We start from the raw sequence: 23,431 nt of genomic DNA on the forward strand, positions 1-23,431 counted from the left end.
ACGGCCGGTGGTACCGCGTCAAGGCGGGAAAGCGTGCCTTGACCCGGCACCACCGGCCGTGTGGGGGCTTCGGATCGGGGTGGGGGAGGTCTGGGTGGGGTGCCGGTTGTGCTTTCAGCTTGCTTTTCGCTTGGTGAGCACCCCTAAGCGGGGTGCTGGCCGCGCAGGGCGGACTCCAGCTGGCGGTGCAACTCGCCCAGGCGGGTTTTGCCGGGTTTGCCCGGCGGGAAGCGGTGCAGGAGGGCGGGCACCTCCGGTGGGGCGTGGGTGAGTGCCCACTCGATCTCCGCCTCCGCGGAACCGCCCGCCAGCTCGCGAGCCAACGCCGCCTGCTGGGCCGGGCCGACGATGTGCTTCACCTGGTGCGGCGACTCCAGCGGGTGCAGGTAAGCCGCTCCTGCCGCACCCACCGCCGCTCGGGCCGCCGCCGCGGCGGCCGGGTCGGCAGCCGAACCCGCCGCCGCCAACGCTTCCCAGGCCGCCGTGCGCAACGCGCGAGTGCGTGGGGCTCCCGCGGCGAACTCCCTGGCCGCCGCGATCGCCGCCGCCGGGCGGGGGTCGTCCGGGATCAGGGGTAGTGCCCGGGCAGCGCAGGCCGCGGCCGAGCCGGTCAACACACGCAGCTCGTCGAGATCCAGCTCCATGTCCCTGAAGCTTATCCTTGAACCGCCGGTTGAAACTCCGGGCGGCGCAGGGCCTGCCGCCGCAAGCGGTTGAAGAGCTTCGCGTTGTTCAGGGCGAACACGGCGACCGGCACCCCGTCCCGGGAGAACGTCGCCACGAACGAGGAAGACGAAGGGTCGCCGTCCACGTACGTGAGCTCGTCGTCCGGGTGTGGGTGGCCGGCCAGCTGCAACCGCCCCGAATACTGGTCCGACCACACATAACCGCTGGGTTCGTAGGTGCGTACGGTGTGCCCGGCCAGCAGGTTGGCCACCGCGACCGGCGCCTGCTCCGACGCGTTCGTCCAGTGCTCGTGCCGCCGGCCGTCGTACCGGGCGACGTCCCCGACGGCCACCACCTGCGGCAGCGAAGTCATCAGCCCCGCGTCCGTGTGGACGCCGTTGCCGACCTTCAAACCGGACCCGGCCAGCCACTCGGTCGCCGGAGTCATCCCGACGCCCGTCACGACCACGTCCGCCGGGACCACCGAACCGGACGCCAGCGAGACGCCCTCCGGCGAGAGGCCCGTCACCTGGACGCCGCAGCGCAGGTCCGTGCCGTTGTCGGCGTGCAGCCGGGCGCACACCGCGGCCAGAGCGGGCCCCAGCAGCGGCGCCAGCGGCGCGGCCAAAGCCTCCAGGACGACGACGTCGAGGCCGAGAGAACGGCAGGTCGAGGCCACCTCGGCCCCGATGAACCCGGCGCCGACGACGGCCACCCGCGCCCCGGGCACCAGCGCGGTGCGCAGAGCCAGCGCGTCGTCGAGCGTCCGCAACACGAAAGCGCCCTCGAAGCCCGGCAGCGTGCGCGCGCGGCCGCCGGTGGCGATCACGACGCCGTCCGCGTGCACCGACGTGCCGTCCGAAAGCAGCACGCGCCGGTTGGCCGGCTCCAGCGCCGTCGCCTGGACGCCGAGCCGGAAGTCCAGGGCCAGCGACGCCAGGTCACCGGCGTCGAGCAGGTCCAGCGACTCCCGCGACGCCGTCCCGGCCAGGAAGCCCTTGGACAGCGGTGGCCGGTCGTAGGGCAGGTGCGGCTCCGCGCCGATCAGCACGATCCCGCCGTCGTACCCCTGCGCGCGCAGCTCCTGCGCCGCGCGGACCCCGGCGAGCGAAGCGCCGACGACCGCGATGCGCTTCACGCCGCGTCCTCGTCGGCCACGCCCTCGACGTAGATGACGCCTTCGTCGACGACCACGGTGTACGTGCGCACCGGGTCCTTCGCCGGCAGGCAGGTCGGCATGCCCGTGCGCAGGTCGAACAGCGCCGCGTGCAGCGGGCACTCGACGAAGCAGCCTTCGAGCCAGCCGTCGGCCAGGGAGGCGTCCTGGTGGGTGCACGTGTCGCCGATCGCGTACAGCTCGCCCTCCTCGGTGTGGAACACCGCGATGGCGGGCGGCCCGGGGATCCGGACCGACTCGCCGGGGGGCAGCTCGTCCACCGTGCACGCGCGAATCATGACGCCTCCGGTAGTTGCGCATGGGGGAACATCAACTGTGATACGCAACAAGTCTGAGTCCGGCGGGGAGGCGAGTCAAGGGGGTACGCCCCGGTAGTTTTCGTTGCCCGATAACGGGTATTCCCGGGCACGCCGAGGCGCCCGTGCCGGGGATGGGGGCACGGGCGCGTCGACGTCGGAGGGCTAGTTCTCCCCGTGCCGGTAGAACGGCAGCTTGACCGGGGCCAGCGGGGTGTTGCCGAGGATCAGGTCGGCGGCCTTCTCGGCGGTCATCATCACCGGGGCGTAGATGTTGCCGTTGGTGATGTAGGGCATCACCGACGCGTCGACCACGCGCAGGCCCTCGGTGCCGTGCACCCGCATGCTCTGCGGGTCGACGACGGACTTCTCGTCCACGCCCATCTTGGCCGTGCACGACGGGTGCAACGCCGTTTCGGCGTCCTTCGCCACCCAGTCGAGGATCTCTTCGTCGGTCTCCACCGACGGCCCCGGCGAGATCTCCCCGCCGTTGTACTCCTCCAGCGCGCTCTGGTTGAGGATCTTCCGCGCCACCCGGACGGCCTCGACCCACTCCTTGCGGTCGGTCTCGGTCGACAGGTAGTTGAACTTGATCGCCGGGTGCTCGCGCGGGTCGGTGGACTTGATCTTCACCGAGCCGCGGGTGTCGGCGTACATCGGGCCGACGTGCACCTGGTAGCCGTGCCCTTCCGTGGGTGCCGAGCCGTCGTAGCGGATCGCCACCGGCAGGAAGTGGAACATCAGGTTCGGGTACTTCACCTCGTCGTTGGACCGGACGAACCCGCCGCCCTCGAAGTGGTTCGTGGCGGCCGGCCCGGACCGCAGGAACAGCCACTGCGCGCCGATGTAGGGCCGCTTCCACTTGGCCAGCGACGGCTGCATCGACACCGGCTGCTTGCAGGCGTACTGGATGTACACCTCCAGGTGGTCCTGCAGGTTCTCGCCGACGCCCGGCAGGTCCTTGACGACGTCGATGCCGAGCTTCTCCAGCTCCGCGGCGTTGCCGACGCCGGAGAGCTGCAGCAGCTGCGGGCTGTTGATCGCGCCGCCGCAGAGGATGATCTCCTTGCCGTACACCTCAGCCGGCACGCCGCGGCCCTGCGCGTACTCGACGCCGACCGCGCGGGTGCCGTCGAAGAGGATCTGCGAAACGAACGCGCGCGTCTTCACCGTCAGGTTGGGCCGGTCCAGCACTGGGTGCAGGTACGCGCCTGCGGCGGACAGCCGCCGTCCGTTCCGGACGTTCCGGTCGAAGGCCGCGAAACCTTCCTGCCGGTAGCCGTTGACGTCGTCGGTGCGCGGGTAGCCCGCCTGCTCGGCGGCGTCGAAGAAGGCGTTGAACAACGGGTTCGACGCCGGCCCGCGCTCGAGCTCCAGCGGCCCGTCGTGGCCGCGCCACTGCCCGTCCGGTGCGTCGGCGAGGCAGTTTTCCATGCGGTTGAAGTACGGCAGGCAGTGCGCGTAGTCCCAAGTGGACATGCCGGGGTCGGCGCCCCAGCGTTCGTAGTCCATCGGGTTGCCGCGCTGGAAGATCATCCCGTTGATGCTGGACGACCCGCCGAGCACCTTGCCGCGCGCGTGGTAGATGCGACGCCGGTTCATGTACGGCTCGGGCTCGCTGCGGTAGCCCCAGTCGTAGAACTTCGACCCGATCGGGAAGGTCAGCGCGGCCGGCATGTGGATGAAGACGTCCCACTTGTAGTCCGACCGGCCCGCCTCCAGGACGAGGACCTTGTTCGCCGGGTCGGCCGAGAGCCGGTTCGCCAGCGCGCAGCCCGCCGAGCCACCGCCGACGATGACGAAGTCGTAGGTATCGGTACTCATGGCGCCTCCTCAGCCGGGCAGGGTGTCCGGGGTGTTGTCCGGCATGTGCTCGGGGCTCGTGTGGGCCGAGCCCCAGGTGTGCCGCCGGACGTAGAGCATGATCGCACCGATGATCACGATCAGCGCGGTGACGATCACCGCGCCCCACTGGAAGTACCAGTGGTCGGAGCCGTAGACCTCGGCCCGCGGCCAGATCAGGTTGATCGTCATGCCGGCGCCGTAGACCACCGCGACCAGGTTCACCAGCGTGCCCCAGCGGCCCAGCTTGAAGTACGGGCCGTGCTCGGGACGCGGCCAGTGCCCGCGCAGCCGGCGCACCAGCATCGGGCCGGTGACCATCAGGTAGGGGATGTAGAACAGGATGATCGCGGTCGAGGTCAGGATGAAGAACGCCCGCTGGTTCCCGAGGTTGATCAGCAGCACCACGATCGTGAGGCCGCCGGTGAGCAGCGCGGGCAGCACCGGCGTCTTCGAGCGCGGCGACACCTTCGCCATCGCGTTGCTGAACGGCAGCCGGCCGTCGCGGGCCATCGCCCAGGTCATCCGGATCGCCGCGGTCTGCACGGCCAGGCAGCAGACGGTGATCGCGATCGCCGAGCAGATCAGGAACGCGTCGCCGAGCCCTTCGCCGAGGGTGCTCTTCAGCAGGTACGGCATGCCGGACGTGCTGAGCTCCTTCGCGCTCAGGTCGCCGACGGCCATCATGCCGAACAGCATGATCAGGCCGCCCACGATGAACGCCGCGGTGATCGCGCGGAGGATGGCGCGGGGCGCGTGCCGTCGCGGCTGGGTGGTCTCCTCGGCCAGCGAGCCCGCGGTGTCGAAGCCGTAGAAGACGTACGCGCTCATCAGCGACGCCACCAGGAACGCCCCGAGGTAGCCCCACGACTGGCCCTCGCCGGTGCCGGCGGTGTCGAAGACCAGGCCGGGGCCGCGCTTGATGTGGATGGCGAGCGCGATCACCAGCAGGATGCTCGCGCCGAGCTCGACCGCGACGCCGAAGTTGTTGATCTTCGCCATCAGCTTGACGCCGATGATGTTGACGATCGTGGCGAACACGACCAGCACCAGGGCCAGGATGATGGCGTTCTGCGCGCCGCCCGGGGTCGACGTCAGGCCGGCGTCGTCGTCGCTGCCGACGATCTGGAACGCGGTCGAGACCTGCGGCAGGATGATCTGGTAGGCGACCGCGACGGCCGCCGCCGTCACGATCGCGCCGATGATCATGATCCAGCCGGCCAGCCACGACGTCGCCGGCTTCGCGATCTGCTTGGCCCACTGGTACACCGAGCCGGCGAGCGGGTACTGGCCGGCCAGTTCGGCGAAGCACAGGGCGACGCAGAGCTGGCCGAGGAAGACCAGCGGCCACGTCCAGATGAACGCCGGGCCCCCCGAACCGAAGCCGAAGAAGAAGAGCTGGAACACCCCGGTCAGGATGGAGATGTAGCTGAACCCGGCGGCGAAGCTGGAGAACGACCCGAGGGAGCGCTCGAGTTCCCGGCGGTAGCCGAACTTCTCGAGTTCGGAGCTGTCGTCGGCAGCAGGCCCCCCGCCCGCCGGTATTTCCTGAGTGGTCATCGCGTGCGTCCTTCACGTGGTGGGGAGGGGGATTCAGCCCTTGAACCAGTGCTGCGGAACGGGATCGATGTTCTGGTAGATGTGCTTGCTCTCCTGGTATTCGGCCAGCCCGGACGGCCCGAGTTCGCGACCGATGCCCGACTTGCCGAAACCACCCCACTCCGCCTGGGGCAGGTAGGGGTGGTAGTCGTTGATCCACACGGTGCCGTGGCGCAGGGCTCCGGCGACGCGCTGGGCGCGGGACGCGTCCGACGTCCACACGGCTCCGGCGAGCCCGTACTCGGTGTCGTTGGCCAGCGCGATCGCGTCGGCCTCTTCGGCGAAGCGTTCCACGGTGACGACCGGGCCGAAGACCTCTTCCCGGACGATCGTCATCTCCCGGGTGCACCCCGAAAACACGGTGGGGCGCAGGAAGAACCCGTTCTTGTACTGCGGTCCCTCGGGGCGCTCGCCGCCCGCCCGGAGCGTTGCGCCCTCCTTGAGAGCGCTTTCGATGTAGCCCTCGACCTTGGCGCGGTGCTCCGCCGAGACGAGGGCGCCCGTCTCGGTCGCGGGGTCGAGCGGGTCGCCGACGCGGATCCGGTCGGCACGCGCGGCGAGGTCCGCGACGAACCGGTCATGGATTCCCCCTTGGACGATCAGCCGGGCGCCCGCCGAACAGACCTGTCCGGAATGGACGAAGGCCGCCATCAGGGCGTAGTCCAGCGCCGTGTCGTAGTCGGCGTCGTCGAAGACGACGTTCGGGTTCTTGCCGCCGAGTTCGAGGGCGACCCGGCGGACGCCCTTCGCGGCCGCGGTCATGATCTTCTCGCCGGTCGCGTAGCCGCCGGTGAAGGAGACCAGGTCGACGCCCGGGTGCTCGACCATCGCCGCGCCGACCCGGCCGTCGCCGAGCAGCAGGTTGACGACGCCGTCCGGCACGCCCGCCTCTTCGAGCAGGGCGACCAGCTTGATCGTGGTCAGCGGGGTGACCTCGCTGGGCTTGAGCACCACGGTGTTGCCCGCGGCCAGCGCCGGCGCGACCTTCCAGGACATCTGCAGCAGCGGGTAGTTCCACGGCGCGATGAGGGCGCAGACGCCGACCGGCTCGTGCACGATCCGGCTGACCACGGTTGCGCTGCCGGCGTCGACCAGGCGTCCGGCGTCCTTGTCGGCGAGGTCGGCGTAGTAGCGGAAGACGTTCGTCACATCGTCGATGTCGATGCGGCCTTCGCCGAGCGTCTTGCCGGTGTCGAGGCTCTCGGTGCGGGCCAGTTCCTCGCGGTCGCGGACCAGCAGGTCGGCCGTCCGGCGCAGCAGGGCGCCGCGTTCGGTGGCCGTCGTCCGCCGCCACGGGCCGTCGTCGAACGCCCGCCGCGCGGCTCTCACGGCGGCATCGACCTCCGCGCGGCTCGCTTCGGCCACGGTCTCGATGACCTGGCCGGTGGCGGGGTTCAGCACATCGAACATGCGGCCCTTCCCGGATCGGTAGTGGCTGCTCGGCATCGAGAGTGCGTACATTTGTACGCGAAACGTGTACAGATGTCCACAAGGGGGTTCGATGGCGAACGGCGAACCCGGCGCGACGCGGCGCCGCGGTCCGAACGATCCCGAGCGGCGGGCGCGGATCGCCAAGGCCGCGATCGAGGTGGTCGCCCAGCGGGGGATCGACGGCGTCACGCACCGGTCGGTGGCGGCCGCGGCCGGTGTCCCGCTCGGCTCGACGACCTACCACTTCGCGACCCTGGACGACCTCCTGGAGGTCGCCCTGCACGAGGCGGCCGAGCGGAACGTCCACGCGCTGAAGGAGTGGGAGTCGGCGCTGCCGCCGGACGCCGACTTCGCCGCCGCCCTCGCCGACCTGGTGATGGGCTACATCAACGAGCAGTACCGGGACACCGTCGTCGAGTACGACCTGTACGTCGCGGCCCTGCACCGGCCCGCGCTGCGCAAGGCGAGCGCGGCCTGGGACGAAGCGCTCATCGCGTTCTTCGGCTCCCGCACCGACCCGCTCACCGGGCGGCTGCTGGCGGGATTGTTCTGCGGCCTCCTGATGCAGGCGGCCCTGGCCGACCCCCGCCCGACCCGTGCGGAGATCGAAACGCTGTTCCGCCGGGCGATCGAGGGACCGCCGGCGCCAACTTGTTGACACGGGTCCCGGGCGGCAGTCACTCTGTTCCGGAGTGAGCAACAAGACGCGTTCTGCGCAACTCCCGAACTGATCCGCGGAGAGGACCACGCCGGTGACCGCAATCGATCTCCCGCCGAGCCTGCTCGCCACGTTGCCCGGCAGCTCCTACACCGATCCGGCGATCTTCGCGCTGGAGCAGGCGAAGATCTTCGAGGCGGACTGGTTCTGCGCCGTGCGCAGTGCCGACCTCGCCGGGCCGGGGGCGTTCGAGACCGTTCGGATCGGCAAGGAGAGCGTGCTCGTCTCGCGCGGCCGGGACGGGAAGCTGAACGCGTTCCTCAACGTCTGCCGCCACCGCGGCGCCCGGCTGTGCACGTCCGAGAGCGGCACGGTCAAGCGGGCCTTCCAGTGTCCCTACCACGCCTGGACCTACGGGCTCGACGGCAAGCTGATCGCCGCGCCGAACCTCACCGGCATGCCGGACGTCGACCGCACCGAGTTCGGCCTCACGAAGCTGCACCTGCGCGAGTGGCTCGGTTACGCCTGGGTGTGCCTGGCCGACGAGCCGCCGTCGTTCGAAGAGACCGTGATCGGGGCGGTCACCGAACGGCTCGGCGGCCCGACCGAGATCGACGCCTACGGCATCGACGGCCTGGCGCTGGGCAAGCGCATCGAGTACGACGTGAAGGCCAACTGGAAGCAGATCATCGAGAACTTCATGGAGTGCTACCACTGCGCGACGATCCACCCGGAGCTCACCGAGGTGCTCCCGGAGTTCGCCGACGGGTACGCCGCGCAGTACTACGTCGGCCACGGCGCCGAGTTCGGCGGTGACATCAAGGGCTTCACCGTCGACGGCAGCGAAGGCGTCGACCGCCTCCCCGGCGTCACCGAGGCCCAGGACCGCCGGTACTACGCGATCACCATCAAGCCGGGGGTGTTCGTCAACCTCGTCCCGGACCACGTGATCATCCACCGGATGTTCCCGCTGGCCCCGGACCGGACGCTGGTCCGCTGCGACTGGCTCTACCTGCCCGAAGTCGTCGAGTCCGGCACGGACCTGACGCGGTCGGTCGAGCTGTTCCACCGCGTCAACCTGCAGGACTTCGAGGCCTGCGAACGCTGCCAGCTGGCGATGGACTCACGCTCGTACGCCAACGGCGGGGTGCTCGTGCCCAGCGAGCACCACATCGGCGCCTTCCACGACTGGGTCCGGGCGAGGCTGGCTTAGATCAACGCCCGGATGGCGGTCTCGAACCCGGTGACGTGCTCCAGCGTCAACGCGGCCGCCTTCTCGGCGTCGCCCTCGATGATCGCGGTGAGGAGCGGGACGTGCTCGTCGACGTGGCCGGCCATCCCGGACAGCCGGGGCACGAACACGCACCAGATCCGGGTGGCGAGGTTGTCGTACCGGACCAGCGTGTCCTCGAGGAACGGGTTGTGCACGCACCGGTAGACCGCCCGGTGCAGGGCGAGGTCGGTGCGCAGCAGCTCGGCGTTGTCCCGGCCCGGGACACCCGCGTCGAGCTGCGCGCGCAGCTCGGTCAGCGTCGCCCGGTCGGCCGCGGTCGCCCGCTCGGCCGCGGCGGCCGTCGCCATCGGTTCGAGGGTGCGCCGGACCTCGGAGATGTGTGCGAGGTCGGAGATGTTGACGTCGGTGGCGAACGTCCCGCGCCGCGGGTAGGCGACGACCAGCCGCTCGGATTCCAGCCGCTTCAGCGCTTCGCGGATCGGCGTCCGGCCCATGCCGAGCGCGGTGCCGAGCTCCTCTTCGTTGATCGGGGAGCCCGGCGGGATGTCCAGCATGACCAGGCGATCACGGACGAACAGGTACGCCTGTTCGGCCAGCGACGGGGGATTGACCTGCGGGTGCATGGCGCTTAGCCTACATCGACGATTGATATATCAGAAGTCGACCAGTCCTCGGAGGACGCTCGATGACCGATCTGCCGGAGCACCCGGACTTCCTCTGGGACAACCCCGAGCCGCGCAAGAGTTACGACGTGGTCGTCGTCGGCGGCGGTGGGCACGGCCTGGCCACCGCGTACTACCTGGCCAAACAGGGCATCACGAACGTCGCCGTGCTGGAAAAGGGCTGGCTCGCCGGCGGGAACATGGCCCGCAACACCACGATCATCCGCTCCAACTACCTCTGGGACGAAAGCTCGGGCATCTACGAGCACTCCCTCAAGCTGTGGGAAGGCCTCGAAGAGGATCTCGGCTACCCGATCCTGTTCAGCCAGCGCGGGGTGCTCAACCTGGCGCACAGCCTGCAGGACGTCCGCGACAGCGTCCGCCGCGTCGAGGCCAACAAGCTCAACGGCATCGACGCCGAGTGGGTGGACGCCGATCGCGTCAAGGAGATCTGCCCGATCGTCAACACCTCGCCGGACGTCCGCTACCCGGTGCTCGGCGCGACCTTCCAGCCGCGCGCGGGCATCGCCAAGCACGACTACGTGGCCTGGGGTTTCGCGCGCGCCGCACACGCGATGGGCGTCGACCTCATCCAGAACTGCGAGGTCACCGGAATCTCCACAGTGGACGGCCGGGTCACCGGCGTCGAGACCTCGCGCGGCCGGATCGCCGCGGGCAAGGTGGCGCTGTGCGCGGCCGGGCACACGTCCGTGCTGGCGAAGATGGTGGGTCTCGACCTGCCGCTGACCTCGCACCCGTTGCAGGCGCTGGTCTCGGAGCTGCTGGAGCCGATCCACCCGACGGTCGTCATGTCGAACGCCGTGCACGTCTACGTTTCGCAGGCCCACAAGGGCGAACTCGTGATGGGTGCCGGCATCGACAGCTACAACGGCTACGGCCAGCGCGGCTCCTTCCACATCATCGAGCAGCAGATGGCGGCCGCGCTGGAGCTGTTCCCGGTGTTCGCGCGGGCGCACCTGCTGCGGACCTGGGCCGGGATCGTCGACACCAGCCCGGACGCGTCGCCGATCATCGGCCTCACCCCGGTGGAGAACCTGTTCCTCAACTGCGGCTGGGGTACCGGCGGCTTCAAGGCCACCCCCGGCGTCGGGGACGTCTTCGCGCAGACCATCGCGCGCGGGAAGCCGCACGAGTACGCCGAGCCCTTCGCCCTCGACCGGTTCACCACCGGTGCCCTCGTCGATGAGCACGGCGCCGCCGCCGTCGCGCATTAGGAGTCCCGATGCAACTGATCCCCTGCCCCTGGTGCGGGCCACGCGAGGAAGCCGAGTTCCACTACGGCGGCCAGGCCCACCTCGCCTACCCGGCGGATCCCTCGGCGCTGTCCGACGAAGAGTGGGCGAAGTTCGTCTTCTTCCGGGAGAACCCGAGCGGGCCGTTCGCCGAGCGGTGGAGCCACTCGGCGGGCTGCCGCCGGTGGTTCAACGCCGTCCGCGACACCCGCACCCACGACCTGCTGGCGGTCTACCGCCTCGACGAGCCCAGGCCGGTGCTCTCATGACGCGGCTGTCCGGCGTCCCGCTCAAGTTCACCTTCGACGGCCGCGAGCTGACCGGCTACCTCGGCGACACCCTGGCGTCCGCGCTGCTGGCCAACGGCATCCACCAGGTCGCGACCAGCATCAAGTACGGCCGCCCGCGCGGCATCGTCGGGGCCGGTGTCGAGGACTCGAATGCGCTGGTGCAAATCGAAAAGCCGTTCCCGGAGCCGATGCTGTCGGCCACCACCGTCGAGCTGTACGACGGCCTGGAGGCCCGCGGCCTGCGCGGTCAGGGGCGGCTCGCCACTGAACCGGACCCGGCGCGGTACGACGCCAAGCACGCCCACTGCGACGTCCTGGTCGTCGGCGCCGGGCCCGCCGGGCAGGCCGCCGCCGCGGCGGCGGAAGGCCGGGTGCTGCTCGTGGACGACCAGCCCGGCGGCGAAGCTCCGGATGGCGTCCGGTTCCTTTCGCGCACCACGGCGTTCGGCATCTACGACGACGGGTTCGTGCTGGCCCTGCAGCGCCGGGGCGAGCCCGCCGCGCCCGAGCGGATCTCGCGGCAGCGCGTCTGGCGGATCCGGGCGCGGAAGATCGTGCTGGCCACCGGTGCGCACGAACGGCCGATCGTGTTCCCGGACAACGACCGTCCCGGCATCATGCTCGCTTCGGCGGCCCGCACGTACCTGAACCGCTACGGCGTGCTCGCCGGACAGCGTGTGGTCGTGTTCACCACCAACGACTCCGCCTACGAAGCCGCGTCCGACCTGGCGGCGGCCGGCGCCGAGATCGTGCGGATCGTCGACGCCCGCGAGGGCCACGGTGTGATCGGCACCGACGGCGACCCCCACGTCACGGCCGCCCACGTGGCTCCGCTGGGGGCGCTGGAGGGCGAGCGGGTGCCGTGCGACCTGCTGCTGGTCTCCGGCGGCTGGAACCCGGCGGTGCACCTCTACAGCCAGGCCCGCGGCACCCTCCGGTACGCCCCGGAACTGGGCGCGTACCTCCCGGACGGCTCGCTCCCGAACGTGAGTGTCGTCGGTGCCGCGGCGGGTGAAGGCCTGCCGGAGACCAAGGTCCTCTGGCAGGTACCCGCCCCGGAGTCCGAAGTGGACACCCGGTTCGTCGACCAGCAGCGGGACGCGACGGTGTCCGACGTGCTGCGCGCGACCGGCGCCGGGCTCCGCTCGCTGGAGCACGTCAAGCGCTACACGACCATCGGCACCGCGCACGACCAGGGCAAGACCTCCGGCATGCTCGCCGCCGGGATCACCGCCGAGGCCCTCGGGGTCGACCTCGCCGACCGCCGGCCGACGACGTTCCGGCCGCCGTACACACCGGTGGCCTTCGCCGCGCTGGCCGGGCGGAACCGCGGCGACCTGCACGATCCCGTGCGCGTGACGACGATCCACCCGTGGCACGTCGAGCACGGCGCCGAGTTCGAGAACGTCGGCCAGTGGAAGCGGCCGTGGTACTACCCCCGGCCCGGCGAGTCGATGGCCGACGCCGTCCGGCGCGAGTGCCGGGCGGCTCGCAACGACGTCGCGTGCATGGACGGGTCCACTTTGGGCAAGATCGACGTCCAGGGCCCGGACGCCGGCTGGTTCCTCGACATGCTCTACACGAACATGATGAGCAACCTCCGCGTCGGCCGGATCCGCTACGGCGTGATGTGCGGCGTCGACGGCATGGTGCTCGACGACGGCACGGTCATCCGCGTCGGCGAGGAGCGGTTCCTGGTCACCACGACCACCGGCAACGCGGCGAAGGTCCTCGAGTGGATGGAGGAGTGGCTGCAGACGGAGTGGCCGCACCTGCGTGTCTACGCGACCTCGGTCACCGAGCACTGGACCACGATCCCGCTGGTCGGCCCGCGCTCGCGGGAGGTCCTCGGCCGGTTGGCGCCGGACCTCGACGTCTCCAACGAGGCGTTCGGGTTCATGACCTGGCAGGACGCCGAAGTCGCCGGTCTACCGGCCCGGGTCTGCCGGATCAGCTTCTCCGGGGAACTGGCCTACGAGATCAACGTCCCGTCGTGGCACGGTCCCGCGCTCTGGCAGTCCATAGTGGACCAGGGGGCCACGCCGTACGGCACCGAGACCATGCACGTCCTGCGGGCCGAGAAGGGCTACCCGATCATCGGCCAGGACACCGACGGCACGGTCACCCCGCAGGACCTCGGCATGTCCTGGGCGGTGTCGAAGAAGAAGGCGGACTTCATCGGCAAGCGGTCCTTCGCCCGCGCCGAGAACAACCGCCCCGACCGCAAGCACCTGGTCGGCCTGCTGCCGGTCGATCCGTCGGTGCTGCTGCCGGAAGGGTCGCAGATCATCGAATCCGAGACAGTGCCCGAACCACCGGTGCGGATGCTCGGCCACGTCACCTCCAGCTACGACAGCGCCGCCCTCGGCCGCACCTTCGCGCTCGCCCTCGTGCGCTCCGGCCGGGAGCGGATCGGCGAAACGCTGTACGTGCCCGTCGGGGAAGAGGTGGTACCGGTGACCGTGACCGAATCCGTGCTCTTCGACAAGGAAGGAGCCCGCCGTGACGGTTGACCTCGCCGAAGAGAAGTTCCGCACCCAGCTCACCGTCCGCCTCCGCGAGGGCGACACGCTCCTCGGCGTCCCCCTGCCCGGTCCGTGCACCTTCACCAGCGGCAACGACGTCGACCTCCTCTGGATGGGCCCGGACGAGTACCTCGTGCTCGCCGCACCTGGCCGCCAAGCCGAACTGGAAGCGGCGCTCTCCGGTGCCTGCGACGCCGTGGTGGACGTCTCGGCGCAGCGGAACGTCTTCCGGCTGACCGGGGCGCACGCGGCCGACGCACTGGCCCACGGGTGCGCGATCGACCTGGAGGTGTCACCCCCGGGTACCTGCGTCCAGACGCTGTTCGCGCGGACCGGGATCGTGCTCATGGTCCGGGAAGACGGCTTCACGATCCTCGTGCGCCAGTCCTTTTCGGACTACTTCACGGCTTGGCTGGCCGACGCGAGCCTGGAGTACGTATCGTGACCTTCACCCTGACCCTCAAGTGCCCCGAGCGTTCGGGGATCGTGCACGCCGTCACCACGTTCCTGGTCGGGCAGGGCTGCGACATCGTCGAGCACCAGCAGTTCGACGACGACGTCCGCGGCTCGCTGTTCCTGCGCACGTCGTTCACCAGCGCCGAAGAGACCACGGTGGACGACCTGACCCGCGCGTTCGCCCCGGTGGCCGGCGACTTCGGCATGGAGTTCGGCTTCTCCGACGGCACCCCGCCGCGGATCCTGGTGATGGTCTCCAAGTTCGGGCACTGCCTCAACGACCTCCTCTTCCGCTGGCGCGCGGGCGGGCTCGGCGCCGAGATCGCGGTGGTCGTGTCGAACCACGAGGACCTGCGGCCGATGGCCGAGGCGGCCGGGGTCCCGTTCGTGCACGTCCCGGTGACGCCGGAGACGAAGCCGGAGGCCGAGCAGCGGCTGCTGGACCTGGTCGGGGAGTATTCCGCGGATCTGGTGGTGCTCGCCCGGTACATGCAGGTGCTGTCCAACGAGCTGTGCCAGAAGCTCGAAGGCCGCGCGATCAACATCCACCACTCGTTCCTGCCCGGCTTCAAGGGCGCCAAGCCCTACCACCAGGCCTACGACCGCGGCGTCAAATATGTCGGCGCGACCGCGCACTACGTCACCCCCGACCTCGACGAGGGCCCGATCATCGAGCAGGAGGTCCAGCGCGTCGACCACACGTATTCGCCGCGCGAGCTGGTGACCGTCGGCCGTGACGCCGAAGCCCTCGCCCTCTCCCGCGCGGTGCGCTGGCACTGCGAACGCCGCGTCCTGCTCAACGGCAACAGCACTGTTGTGTTCCGGTAGAAGGAGTTCCGCCATGAGTGCACCGAAGGTCGTGATCATCGGCGCCGGCATCGTCGGCGCGAACCTCGCCGACGAGCTGACCGCCCGCGGCTGGACCGACGTCACCGTGCTCGACCGGGGCCCGCTGCCGCGCACCGGCGGGTCCACCTCGCACGCGCCCGGCCTGGTCTTCCAGACCAACGCGTCCAAGGCGATGACGGACTTCGCGAAGTACACCGTTGCGAAGTTCCTGGAGCTGGACTGCTTCCTCCAGGTCGGCGGCATGGAGGTGGCGACCACCCCGGCCCGCTGGGAGGACCTCAAGCGCAAGCGCGGCTGGGCGGCTTCGTGGGGGGTGCCCGGCCGGCTGATCGACGCGGCCGAATGCGTCGAGCGCTGGCCGCTCCTGGACGAGTCGCGGATCTTCGGTGCGCTGCACGTGCCGACGGACGGGCTCGCGCGGGCCGCCAAGGCCGTCGAGGTGCTCGCCGAGCGCGCGACCGCGCGGGGCGCCCGGTTCATCGGCTCGACGCGGGTCACCGACGTCCTGCAGGAGGGCGGCCGCGTCACCGGCGTCCGGACCGGCCATGGCGACTTCCCGGCCGACATCGTCGTGTCGTGCGCCGGGTTCTGGGGCCGCGAGATCGGCGCGATGGTGGGTATGGACGTCCCGCTGCTGCCGCTGGCCCACCAGTACGTCAAGACCGGGCAGGTCGCGGAACTCGCCGGCCGCAACACCGAACAGGTCGAGGCGAGCCTGCCGATCCTGCGGCACCAGGACCAGGACCTGTACTTCCGCGAGCACGTCGACCGGCTCGGCATCGGCTCCTACGCCCACCGCCCGATGCCGGTCGACGAGTCCACACTGGACCCGGCGGTGACCGAGACGGCCATGCCGTCGATGCTGCCCTTCACCGAGGACGACTTCGCGCCCTCGTGGGAGGAGAGCAAGCTGCTGCTGCCCGCGCTGGGCGGGACCAAGGTCGAAGAGGGCTTCAACGGCATCTTCTCCTTCACCCCGGACGGCCAGTCGCTGGTCGGCGAGTCGGCCGACGTCCGCGGCTTCTGGCTGGCCGAGGCGATCTGGGTGACGCACTCCGCGGGCATCGCGAAGGCGGTCGCCGAGCTGCTCGTCGACGGCCATTCCGAAGTGGACACCCACGACATCGACGTCCACCGCTTCGAGGAGGTGCAGCTGGCACCGTCCTATGTGCACGAGACGGCGCAGCAGAACTTCGTCGAGGTCTACGACATCCTGCACCCGCTGCAGCCGAAGCTGTCCCCGCGCGACCTGCGGGTGACGCCGTTCCACGCGCGGCAGCGCGAGCTGGGCGCGGTGTTCCTGGAGGCGGGCGGCTGGGAGCGGCCGCACTGGTTCGAGGCGAACGCGCCGCTGTTGAAACGGCTGCCGCACGACGCGCTCCCGCCGGCGCGGGACGCGTGGTCGGCGCAGTTCCACTCGCCGATCGCGGCGGCCGAGGCGTGGCACACGCGCAACGGCGTCGCGCTCTACGACATGACGCCGTTGAAGCGGGTGGAGATCAGCGGACCGGGATCGCTGGAGTTCCTGCAGTCGCTGACCACGAACCAGCTCGACAAGTCGGTCGGTTCGGTGACGTACACGCTGATGCTCGACAACACCGGTGGCGTGCGCAGCGACGTCACGGTCGCGCGGCTCGAGCCGGAGCTGTTCCAGGTCGGCATCAACGGGAACATCGACGTCGACCACTTCGTCAAGCACGCACCGGCCGGCGTGCGGGTCCGGGACACCACCGGCGGGACGTGCTGCATCGGCGTCTGGGGGCCGCTGGCGCGGGATCTCGTGCAGCCGCTGTCGCGTGAGGACTTTTCGCACACCGGGCTGAAGTACTTCCGGGCGCGCAAGGCGCGGATCGCCGGGGTGCCGGTGGTCGCGATGCGGCTGTCCTATGTGGGCGAACTCGGCTGGGAGGTCTACACGAGCGCGGACAACGGCCTCCGGCTGTGGGACGCGCTGTGGGCGGCCGGGCAGCCGCTGGGCGTCATCGCGGCCGGGCGGGCGGCGTTCAACAGCCTGCGGCTGGAGAAGGGCTACCGGCTGTGGGGCACCGACATGACCACCGAGCACGACCCGTACGAAGCCGGGCTGGCGTTCGCGGTGCGCCCGGCGAAGGGTGCGTTCCTGGGGCGGGACGCGATCGAGGGCCGCAGCGAGGAGACGGTGTCACGGCGGTTGCGGTGCCTGACCGTCGACGACGGCCGCACGGTGGTGCTGGGCAAGGAACCGGTGTTCGTCGACGGCGTGGCTTCGGGGTACGTGACCAGTGCCGCGTACGGGTACACCGTCGGGCGGCCGATCGCCTACGCGTGGCTCCCGGCGTCGGCGGAGATCGGCAGCAGCGTGGAGATCGAGTACTTCGGCCGCCGGGTCGCGGCCACCGTGGCCGCCGAGCCGCTGGTCGACCCCGGCATGGACCGGATCCGGCGGTGAGGCCGGTCACGTAGGATCGCCCCCGGCTCTCGACAGGGTAATCCACAGCAAGTCCATGGAAGCGCACCAGGAAATTCTCAGGATCGAGGCGTTTCCTGGTGGGGCCGGAGGCTTGTCGAGAGCTGGAGCTGTGCATGAGCGAGTACGACCGAGGACGCGGCGGCGAGTACCCGTACGGCTACGGCCAGGGCGGGTACTCGTCCGACTACTACGGCCAGAACGGCTATCCGCAGGACCCCTACCAGCAGCCCCAGGAGCACGGGTACTACGCGCAGCCGCAGTACGACCAGCCCCGTGACCAGTGGGGCCGCCCGTACCCGCAGCAGCCCTACACCCAGCCGGGTTACGCCTACCCGCAGCCCGCCTACCAGCCGCCACCGGTTCCGCCGCCGCCGCGGCGGCACCCGCTGCGCGCGCTGACCGTCGCGGTCGTCGCGATCGCGCTGGCCGTGGTCGCCGGGCTCGGGATCGGGCACCTGATCTCCGGGGCGGGCGCGCCCACCGCGGGCGGCAACCAGAACTTCGGCTTCTCCGGGCAGCCCAGCGAGGCCAAGACGGTGCTCGACGTCGACGCCGTGTCGGCGAAGGTCAACCCGGCCATCGTCAACATCAACACGGAGCTGGGCCTGCAGGGCGCGGCCGCGGCGGGCACCGGCATCGTGCTCACCCCCGACGGCGAGGTGCTGACCAACAACCACGTCGTCGCGGGCGCGACCAGCATCAAGGTCACCAGCATCGGCACCGGCGACACCTACCAGGCCGAAGTCGTCGGCTACGACCGCGCCGAGGACGTGGCGGTCCTGCAGCTGCGGGGCGCGTCCGGGCTGCCCACGGCGGCCATCGGCGACTCGTCGGCGGTCAAGGTCGGCGACCAGATCCTCGGCCTGGGCAACGCGGGCGGCCGCGGCGGCGACCCGGTGCCCGCGCCGGGCACGGTGACGGCACTGGACCAGGCGATCACCGCCTCGGACGAGTCCAGCGGGTCGTCCGAGCAGCTCACCGGGCTCATCCAGGTGCGGGCGAACATCGAGTCGGGCGACTCCGGTGGCCCGCTCGTCAACGCGAACGCCCAGGTCATCGGCGTCGACACGGCCGCATCGACCGGCTACCAGCTGAACGGCCGCCGCAGCGGCGGCGCCGGACAGGGCTTCGCGATCCCGATCAACCAGGCGATCGACATCGCCCACAAGATCGTCGCGAAGCAGGCGTCGGACAAGATCCACATCGGCAAGACGGCGTTCATCGGCGTCTCGGTGACCGACGGCCAGGGCGGGGCCCGGGTCCGCGAGGTGGTCCAGCGAGGGCCGGCCCAGAGGGCAGGCCTCGCGGCCGGCGACGTGATCACGGCCATCGACGGCAGGCCGACGGGCTCGGCGACGACGTTGACGACCGTGATGGACACCCACCACCCGGGCGACAACCTGACCCTGACGGTGACCGGCGCGGCCGGCGGTCAGCGGCAGCTCCAGGTGAAGGCCGTCGAAGGGCCCGTGGGCTAGACAAGTAATGCGTAACTCAATCAGGCGACGGGATGACCACCCAGCGGCCCACCTCCAGAAGGTGAGGTGGCAGCGGTAGGTGTGGTCATCCCGGAGCCTGCCCGTCCGGCCGAGGACATGCTTTTTCTTCTAAGCCGCGGCAGAAGTGTCCTCTCTGCCGCGGCAGAGCGGAGGAACCTAGCGCAGGGTCTCCCGGAGCACCTCGCGGTGCGTCCGCTTCGCCGCGAGGTACTTCTCCCGGCCGGCTTCGGTGATCGTCACGAAGATGCCGCGCCGGTCCACTTCGCAGAGCGCGCGCTCGACCAGACCCTCCTTCTCCAGGCGGGCGACCAGTCGGGACGTGGCGCTCTGGCTGAGGTGGATCGTGTCGATCAGGTCGGCCGAACGGCACTTGAAGTCGCAGGTCGCGAGCCGCTCGAGGGCTTCGAACTCGTTCGCGCCGATGCCGTGGCGCTCCTGCAGCCGGCACTCCAGCGTGCTGAACACGGCCGAGTAGCGGGCCAGCAGGCCATGCCACTCCTGGACCAGTTCCTTCTCGGCGACGTCGCTCACGGCGACCAACTTAGCATGCGCGGACATCAGATGCAAACACATTAAATGCTTGGACATTAGATGCGTGTGCATGTAATGTCGCCGCCATGAGCTCTTCCGTGTCCTTGTCCACCTCTTCAACGCGGTGGGACGCACGTCTCTGGGGTGTCCTGCTCACCGTCTCGATCGTCATCGGCCTCGACGCGCTCGACGTGTCGATGGTCGGGGTCGCGCTCCCGGCCATCCAGGCCGACCTCGGCCTGTCCACCAACGCGCTGCAATGGGTCGTCAGCGGCTACGTGCTCGGCTACGGCGGCCTGCTGCTGCTCGGCGGCCGCACGGCCGACCTGCTCGGCCGCCGCCGGGTGTTCCTCGTCGCGGTCGCCGTGTTCGCGCTGGCTTCGCTGCTCGGCGGCCTCGTCGACGACGGCGCGCTGCTCATCGCGAGCCGGTTCATCAAGGGCCTGGCGGCGGCGTTCACCGCGCCGGCCGCGCTGTCCATCATCACCACGACGTTCCAGGAGGGCCCGGCCCGCAACAAGGCGATCAGCATCTTCGCCGTGTTCGGGGCGAGCGGGTACTCGGCCGGCCTGGTGTTCTCCGGCCTGCTGACCGAGGTCGGCTGGCGCTGGACGTTCCTGCTGCCCGCCCCGATCGCGCTGGTCGCACTGGTGGCGGCGTGGAAGCTGATCCCGTCGTACCGCGCCGAAACCGGCCGCGGCTACGACTTCCCGGGCGCCGTCACCGGCGCGGCCGGTTCGCTGCTGCTGGTGTTCGGCGTGGTGGAGGCGCCGGAGATCGGCTGGGCGGCCCCGCGCACGCTGATCACCTTCGCCGTCGCGCTGGCGCTGCTGGTGACGTTCGTGGTCATCGAGAAGCGCAGCCGCCACCCGCTGCTGCGCCTGGGCATCCTGCGCTCGGGTCCGCTGGCCCGCGCCAACCTCGGCGGCGCGCTGTTCTTCGGCGCGTACATCGGCTTCCAGTTCGTCGTGATGCTGTACCTGCAGCGGGTGCTCGGCTGGTCGGCGCTGCAGACGGCGCTGGGCTTCCTGCCGGCGGCGCTGATCGTGGCGTTCGGTTCCCCGCGCATCGAGCCGCTGATCGACCGGGTGGGCACGCCCCGCACGATCTTCGCGGGCGTGGTCTCCCACGTCATCGGCTACGCGCTGTTCCTGCGCATCGACGAGCACTCGGGGTACGCGGGTTCGGTGCTGCCGAGCATGATCCTGCTGGGCATCGGCTTCACGCTGGCGTTCTCGTCGCTCAACATCCAGGCGACGGCCGGGATCTCCGACGGCGAGCAGGGCTTGGCCGGCGGTCTGCTGAACACCTCGCTGCAGGTCGGCGGCGCGATCGGGCTGGCGGTGGTGACCGCGGTCCTGACCGCCAACGGCGGCCGCGAAGCTTCGCCGGCGGCGTTGCTGACCGGGTTGACGCCGGCGTTGAGCGTGGTCACCGGGATCGCGGTGCTGGGGCTGCTGATCGCGATCAGCGGGCTGGTCGCCCGCAAGCAGCCGGCCGAGGAGCCGGTCGTGGAGCAGGACCTGCTGGCCCTCGCCGACTGAGCGGGCCGAGGGGAAAACGGAAGGGCCACCATCGCGGGGGATGGTGGCCCTTCCGCGTTGCCGCGGATGCCCGTTCGGGTGATTGACGCAGCTCTCGGTCCATTGAAAACTCGCCTCGCTCGGTCACGGGGCCGCACACACCGGCACGGCCGCTCGGGGAGATGGGGCAGAAGATCGGCTTCGGTGGGGAGATCCGGTGAGCGGTCGGCTCGTCTTGCGCGCGCTGCTCGGCCTCGCCGTGCTCCCGTTGTTCATCGCGATTGCCGTCAACGCCGCCACGAGTGTCGCGTTCCCCGGTCCGTTGCGCCTGATCCAGCGCTACCCGTGGGCGGCCGTGCTGGTCGGTCTCGTCGCCACCGGCTCCTACGTGGTGTGGGAGATCCGCGCCAGGCCCGTGCGCCGCGCCGACCTGACCCCGGCCCAGCTGGACCGGTTGCGGGCCCGGCTTCTGCGCGAGACCCGGCGGATCTGGGTCGACGGCGTGCTGGCCCGTTCGCTCGGCGAGGTGCTGCGTCTCGAACTGAGCCTGGTGCCCCGGCAGGCCAAGGTGACCCACCCGGTACACCTGCTGCTGCACGGGCACGACGACGTGCTGACGGCCGGAACGCCCGCGGTCGACGTCTACAACCGGTTCGGCGAACGGCTGCTCATCCTGGGCGCCCCGGGCTCGGGGAAGAGCACCATGCTCCTCGAACTCGCCCGGGACCTGCTGACGCGCGCCGAGGAGGATCCGGTGACGCAGATCCCCGTGGTGCTCAACCTGTCCTCGTGGCCGTCGGACGACGACACACCGTTCGAAACCTGGGTGGCCGGCGAGCTGCGGCGGTTCTACGACCTCTCGGCGGCCGAGGCGCGGTACGCGGTCGAAAGCGGCATGGTGTCGCTGCTGCTCGACGGTCTCGACGAGGTGCCGTCGGAGCGGGTGCGCAAGTGCGTGGCGGCGCTCAACCGCTTCCGCGACACGCAGCCGGGCACCCCGATCGTGGTGACCTGCCGAGAGCAGGACTACGACGACATCGACACCCGGCTCAAGCTCGCCGGAGCGGTGCTGATCCGGTCGCTGACACCCGAGGCGGCGGACGCGTGGCTGGCGGAGCTCGGCCCCGGCCTGGACGGGTTGCGCGCGGTGATGGCCGACGACGAGAGCCTGCGTGACCTGCTGCGCACCCCGCTGACGCTCACCATCGCGGCGTTCGCCTACCAGGGCCGGGAAGTCGCGGCGTTCACCGGGCTCGACAGCCTGTTCGACGCCTACACGCAGCGCATGCTGGAGCGCCCGCGAGCCGCACTCGCCGGCACCACGGCCTACGACGAAGCAGCGGCGCGGCGCTGGATCGCCGCACTCGCCCGAGGCATGGTCAAAGTCAACGCGGTCGTCGTCAACCCGAAGCTGCCGACCGGGTTCCGCGCCGGCTGGATCGACGAGGACGCCGTGCCGTGGAGCCGCCTGCCGCGGTGGCTCCTCCTGGCCGGGTCGCCGATCGCCTTGCTCGCGGGCGTGACCGCGTTCGTGGCCGGGCCGTGGCAGGCGGCCCCGGCGGTCGCCGTGCTGGCCGGCGCGACCGCGTGGATCCGGGCGGACGTGCCGACCTGGTTCACCGGCGACCCCAGCTACGACCCCGGCCGGCCGACATCGGGGGAACGGCTCCGACGGGAGCGGATCGGTCGGGCGGTGATTCTCGGGCTGGCGGCGATCGGCGCGCTGATGGCGATCGCGTTCGTCCGCGTGCTGATCGCCACGGACGGGACGGACTGGTTCTCCGCCGTCTTGCCCGGGGTGTTCCTGGGCCTGATGCTCACCGCGGTGACCGCGCTGAGCGCATCTTTGTGGGTGGGCGGGTCGTCCAACGTGGTCGCGCAGCTCACTCAGGACGCGATCCGCGGCGTGAGCCGGTGGCTCGGCCCGCGCGCGACGACAGTGCTCGCCGTGCTCGTCGCCGGGGTCGTTGCGGGCGGTGCCGGTGTCGTCGCCGGACACGTGCTCGGCGCGCTCGGCACGTCCGCGGTCCTCGGCGGTGCCCCCTGGCCGTGGCAGATCGTCTTCGGGCTCGGCTTGGCGATGGTCTTCGGCCTGGCCGGTGGGGTGGTCCTCGCCGCGCAGTACGCCGTCAGCGACACGTTCACCGGACCGCTGGTGTACCGGCACCTGGCCCGGACCGGCGCCCTGCCGCCCGATCTGGGCCACTTCCTGGCCTGGGCCGACGACCGGATCCTGCTCCGCCGGACCGGCGAGGACTACCAGTTCGTCCACCGGCTGTACCGCGACTGGTGGGCCGAGCGGGACCAGCCACGGCACCGCACCTAGGCGAGTATTGCGTGACTCGGTTGGTGGTCGGGCGAAGCCCAGAGATCATGGAGCTGGGTGGTCATCCCGTCGCCTGAGGCCGTCAAATCACTTTGAGCCGGGCCCGCAACCCACAGACCAACACGAGATGACAGAGCAAGCTTGCGGGCCCGGCTCAAAGTGATA

19 protein-coding genes are annotated in these 23,431 nt (G+C 70.5%); 11 read left to right on the forward strand and 8 right to left on the reverse strand.

All coding sequences use genetic code 11. From position 1 onward, the window contains the following. Window positions 1-143 precede the first annotated feature (143 nt). From ACWEGE_RS45920 to ACWEGE_RS45945, 6 genes are all read right to left on the reverse strand, one after another. The gene (locus ACWEGE_RS45920; RefSeq protein WP_449666819.1) at window positions 144-644 is read right to left on the reverse strand and encodes a putative immunity protein; all 501 of its coding nucleotides are present in this window, start codon (window positions 642-644) and stop codon (window positions 144-146) included. An 11-nt stretch (window positions 645-655) separates the two neighbouring features. Then, the gene (locus tag ACWEGE_RS45925; protein ID WP_449666820.1) at window positions 656-1,804 is read right to left on the reverse strand and encodes an NAD(P)/FAD-dependent oxidoreductase; all 1,149 of its coding nucleotides are present in this window, start codon (window positions 1,802-1,804) and stop codon (window positions 656-658) included. Then, window positions 1,801-2,121: a bifunctional 3-phenylpropionate/cinnamic acid dioxygenase ferredoxin subunit gene (locus ACWEGE_RS45930; protein WP_449666821.1), complete on the reverse strand. Its 321-nt coding sequence runs from the start codon at window positions 2,119-2,121 to the stop codon at window positions 1,801-1,803. Before ACWEGE_RS45930 ends, ACWEGE_RS45925 begins: the two co-directional genes overlap by 4 nt. 183 nt (window positions 2,122-2,304) lie before the next feature. Further along, window positions 2,305-3,963, reverse strand: a complete 1,659-nt coding sequence (gene betA, locus ACWEGE_RS45935) for a choline dehydrogenase (protein WP_449666822.1) — start codon at window positions 3,961-3,963, stop codon at window positions 2,305-2,307. A 9-nt stretch (window positions 3,964-3,972) separates the two neighbouring features. After that, window positions 3,973-5,541 carry an amino acid permease gene (locus ACWEGE_RS45940; RefSeq protein WP_449666823.1) on the reverse strand — a complete coding sequence of 523 codons (1,569 nt, stop codon included), beginning with the start codon at window positions 5,539-5,541 and terminating at the stop codon, window positions 3,973-3,975. Window positions 5,542-5,574: 33 nt separating this feature from the next. Beyond that, entirely contained in the window at window positions 5,575-6,990 is a 1,416-nt protein-coding gene (locus ACWEGE_RS45945; protein ID WP_449666824.1) for an aldehyde dehydrogenase family protein, read from the reverse strand. Window positions 6,991-7,081: 91 nt separating this feature from the next. Between ACWEGE_RS45945 and ACWEGE_RS45950 the strand changes: the two genes are divergently transcribed. Together ACWEGE_RS45950 and ACWEGE_RS45955 are read left to right on the forward strand one after the other, a co-directional pair. Beyond that, complete coding sequence (locus ACWEGE_RS45950) at window positions 7,082-7,669, forward strand: TetR/AcrR family transcriptional regulator (RefSeq protein WP_449666825.1); 588 nt, start codon at window positions 7,082-7,084, stop codon at window positions 7,667-7,669. 94 nt (window positions 7,670-7,763) lie between these two features. Next, window positions 7,764-8,882, forward strand: coding sequence for an aromatic ring-hydroxylating oxygenase subunit alpha (locus tag ACWEGE_RS45955; protein WP_449666826.1), 1,119 nt, complete (start codon window positions 7,764-7,766; stop codon window positions 8,880-8,882). On the opposite strand, the gene ACWEGE_RS45960 is transcribed toward ACWEGE_RS45955, so the two are convergent. Beyond that, on the reverse strand, window positions 8,879-9,526 hold the full coding sequence (locus ACWEGE_RS45960; protein WP_449666827.1) for a GntR family transcriptional regulator: 648 nt from the start codon (window positions 9,524-9,526) through the stop codon (window positions 8,879-8,881). The two genes, ACWEGE_RS45955 and ACWEGE_RS45960, sit on opposite strands and share 4 nt — an antisense overlap. Window positions 9,527-9,588: 62 nt before the next feature. Between ACWEGE_RS45960 and ACWEGE_RS45965 the strand changes: the two genes are divergently transcribed. The 7 genes from ACWEGE_RS45965 to ACWEGE_RS45995 all read left to right on the forward strand — a co-directional run bounded on the left by ACWEGE_RS45965 (window position 9,589) and on the right by ACWEGE_RS45995 (window position 18,865). Then, window positions 9,589-10,800, forward strand: coding sequence for a sarcosine oxidase subunit beta family protein (locus ACWEGE_RS45965; RefSeq protein WP_449666828.1), 1,212 nt, complete (start codon window positions 9,589-9,591; stop codon window positions 10,798-10,800). 8 nt (window positions 10,801-10,808) lie between these two features. After that, the gene (locus ACWEGE_RS45970; RefSeq protein ID WP_449666829.1) at window positions 10,809-11,087 is read left to right on the forward strand and encodes a sarcosine oxidase subunit delta; all 279 of its coding nucleotides are present in this window, start codon (window positions 10,809-10,811) and stop codon (window positions 11,085-11,087) included. Beyond that, a complete protein-coding gene (locus ACWEGE_RS45975) occupies window positions 11,084-13,621 on the forward strand; it encodes a 2Fe-2S iron-sulfur cluster-binding protein (RefSeq protein ID WP_449666830.1) in 2,538 nt (845 codons plus the stop codon). The genes ACWEGE_RS45970 and ACWEGE_RS45975 overlap by 4 nt, the downstream gene beginning before the upstream one ends. Further along, entirely contained in the window at window positions 13,611-14,078 is a 468-nt protein-coding gene (locus ACWEGE_RS45980; RefSeq protein WP_449666831.1) for a sarcosine oxidase subunit gamma, read from the forward strand. Before ACWEGE_RS45975 ends, ACWEGE_RS45980 begins: the two co-directional genes overlap by 11 nt. After that, entirely contained in the window at window positions 14,075-14,917 is an 843-nt protein-coding gene (gene purU, locus ACWEGE_RS45985; RefSeq protein WP_449666832.1) for a formyltetrahydrofolate deformylase, read from the forward strand. The genes ACWEGE_RS45980 and purU overlap by 4 nt, the downstream gene beginning before the upstream one ends. Before the next feature lie 13 nt (window positions 14,918-14,930). Continuing rightward, on the forward strand, window positions 14,931-17,366 hold the full coding sequence (locus ACWEGE_RS45990; RefSeq protein WP_449666833.1) for a GcvT family protein: 2,436 nt from the start codon (window positions 14,931-14,933) through the stop codon (window positions 17,364-17,366). A 134-nt stretch (window positions 17,367-17,500) separates the two neighbouring features. After that, window positions 17,501-18,865, forward strand: coding sequence for a trypsin-like peptidase domain-containing protein (locus ACWEGE_RS45995; RefSeq protein ID WP_449666834.1), 1,365 nt, complete (start codon window positions 17,501-17,503; stop codon window positions 18,863-18,865). Between the two features lie 177 nt (window positions 18,866-19,042). Here the strand turns inward: ACWEGE_RS45995 and ACWEGE_RS46000 are convergent, their stop codons facing one another. Then, window positions 19,043-19,417, reverse strand: coding sequence for a MarR family winged helix-turn-helix transcriptional regulator (locus tag ACWEGE_RS46000; protein WP_449666835.1), 375 nt, complete (start codon window positions 19,415-19,417; stop codon window positions 19,043-19,045). 86 nt (window positions 19,418-19,503) lie between these two features. Between ACWEGE_RS46000 and ACWEGE_RS46005 the strand changes: the two genes are divergently transcribed. Both ACWEGE_RS46005 and ACWEGE_RS46010 read left to right on the forward strand, forming a co-directional pair. Beyond that, window positions 19,504-20,961, forward strand: coding sequence for an MFS transporter (locus ACWEGE_RS46005; RefSeq protein ID WP_449666836.1), 1,458 nt, complete (start codon window positions 19,504-19,506; stop codon window positions 20,959-20,961). Between the two features lie 196 nt (window positions 20,962-21,157). Beyond that, a complete protein-coding gene (locus ACWEGE_RS46010; RefSeq protein ID WP_449666837.1) occupies window positions 21,158-23,266 on the forward strand; it encodes an NACHT domain-containing protein in 2,109 nt (702 codons plus the stop codon). The last annotated feature ends 165 nt before the right edge of the window (window positions 23,267-23,431 follow it).

The organism is Amycolatopsis sp. NPDC004747, from assembly GCF_053601335.1.

Bases quoted from the DNA above. Each gene is read 5' to 3' on its own strand.
- ACWEGE_RS45920 (WP_449666819.1), bottom strand. From the start codon at position 644: ATGGAGCTGGATCTCGACGAGCTGCGTGTGTTGACCGGCTCGGCCGCG.
- ACWEGE_RS45930 (WP_449666821.1), bottom strand. From the start codon at position 2,121: ATGATTCGCGCGTGCACGGTGGACGAGCTGCCCCCCGGCGAGTCGGTC.
- betA (WP_449666822.1), bottom strand. From the start codon at position 3,963: ATGAGTACCGATACCTACGACTTCGTCATCGTCGGCGGTGGCTCGGCG.
- ACWEGE_RS45940 (WP_449666823.1), bottom strand. From the start codon at position 5,541: ATGACCACTCAGGAAATACCGGCGGGCGGGGGGCCTGCTGCCGACGAC.
- ACWEGE_RS45945 (WP_449666824.1), bottom strand. From the start codon at position 6,990: ATGTTCGATGTGCTGAACCCCGCCACCGGCCAGGTCATCGAGACCGTG.
- ACWEGE_RS45950 (WP_449666825.1), top strand. From the start codon at position 7,082: ATGGCGAACGGCGAACCCGGCGCGACGCGGCGCCGCGGTCCGAACGAT.
- ACWEGE_RS45960 (WP_449666827.1), bottom strand. From the start codon at position 9,526: ATGCACCCGCAGGTCAATCCCCCGTCGCTGGCCGAACAGGCGTACCTG.
- ACWEGE_RS45965 (WP_449666828.1), top strand. From the start codon at position 9,589: ATGACCGATCTGCCGGAGCACCCGGACTTCCTCTGGGACAACCCCGAG.
- ACWEGE_RS45970 (WP_449666829.1), top strand. From the start codon at position 10,809: ATGCAACTGATCCCCTGCCCCTGGTGCGGGCCACGCGAGGAAGCCGAG.
- ACWEGE_RS45975 (WP_449666830.1), top strand. From the start codon at position 11,084: ATGACGCGGCTGTCCGGCGTCCCGCTCAAGTTCACCTTCGACGGCCGC.
- ACWEGE_RS45990 (WP_449666833.1), top strand. From the start codon at position 14,931: ATGAGTGCACCGAAGGTCGTGATCATCGGCGCCGGCATCGTCGGCGCG.
- ACWEGE_RS45995 (WP_449666834.1), top strand. From the start codon at position 17,501: ATGAGCGAGTACGACCGAGGACGCGGCGGCGAGTACCCGTACGGCTAC.
- ACWEGE_RS46005 (WP_449666836.1), top strand. From the start codon at position 19,504: ATGAGCTCTTCCGTGTCCTTGTCCACCTCTTCAACGCGGTGGGACGCA.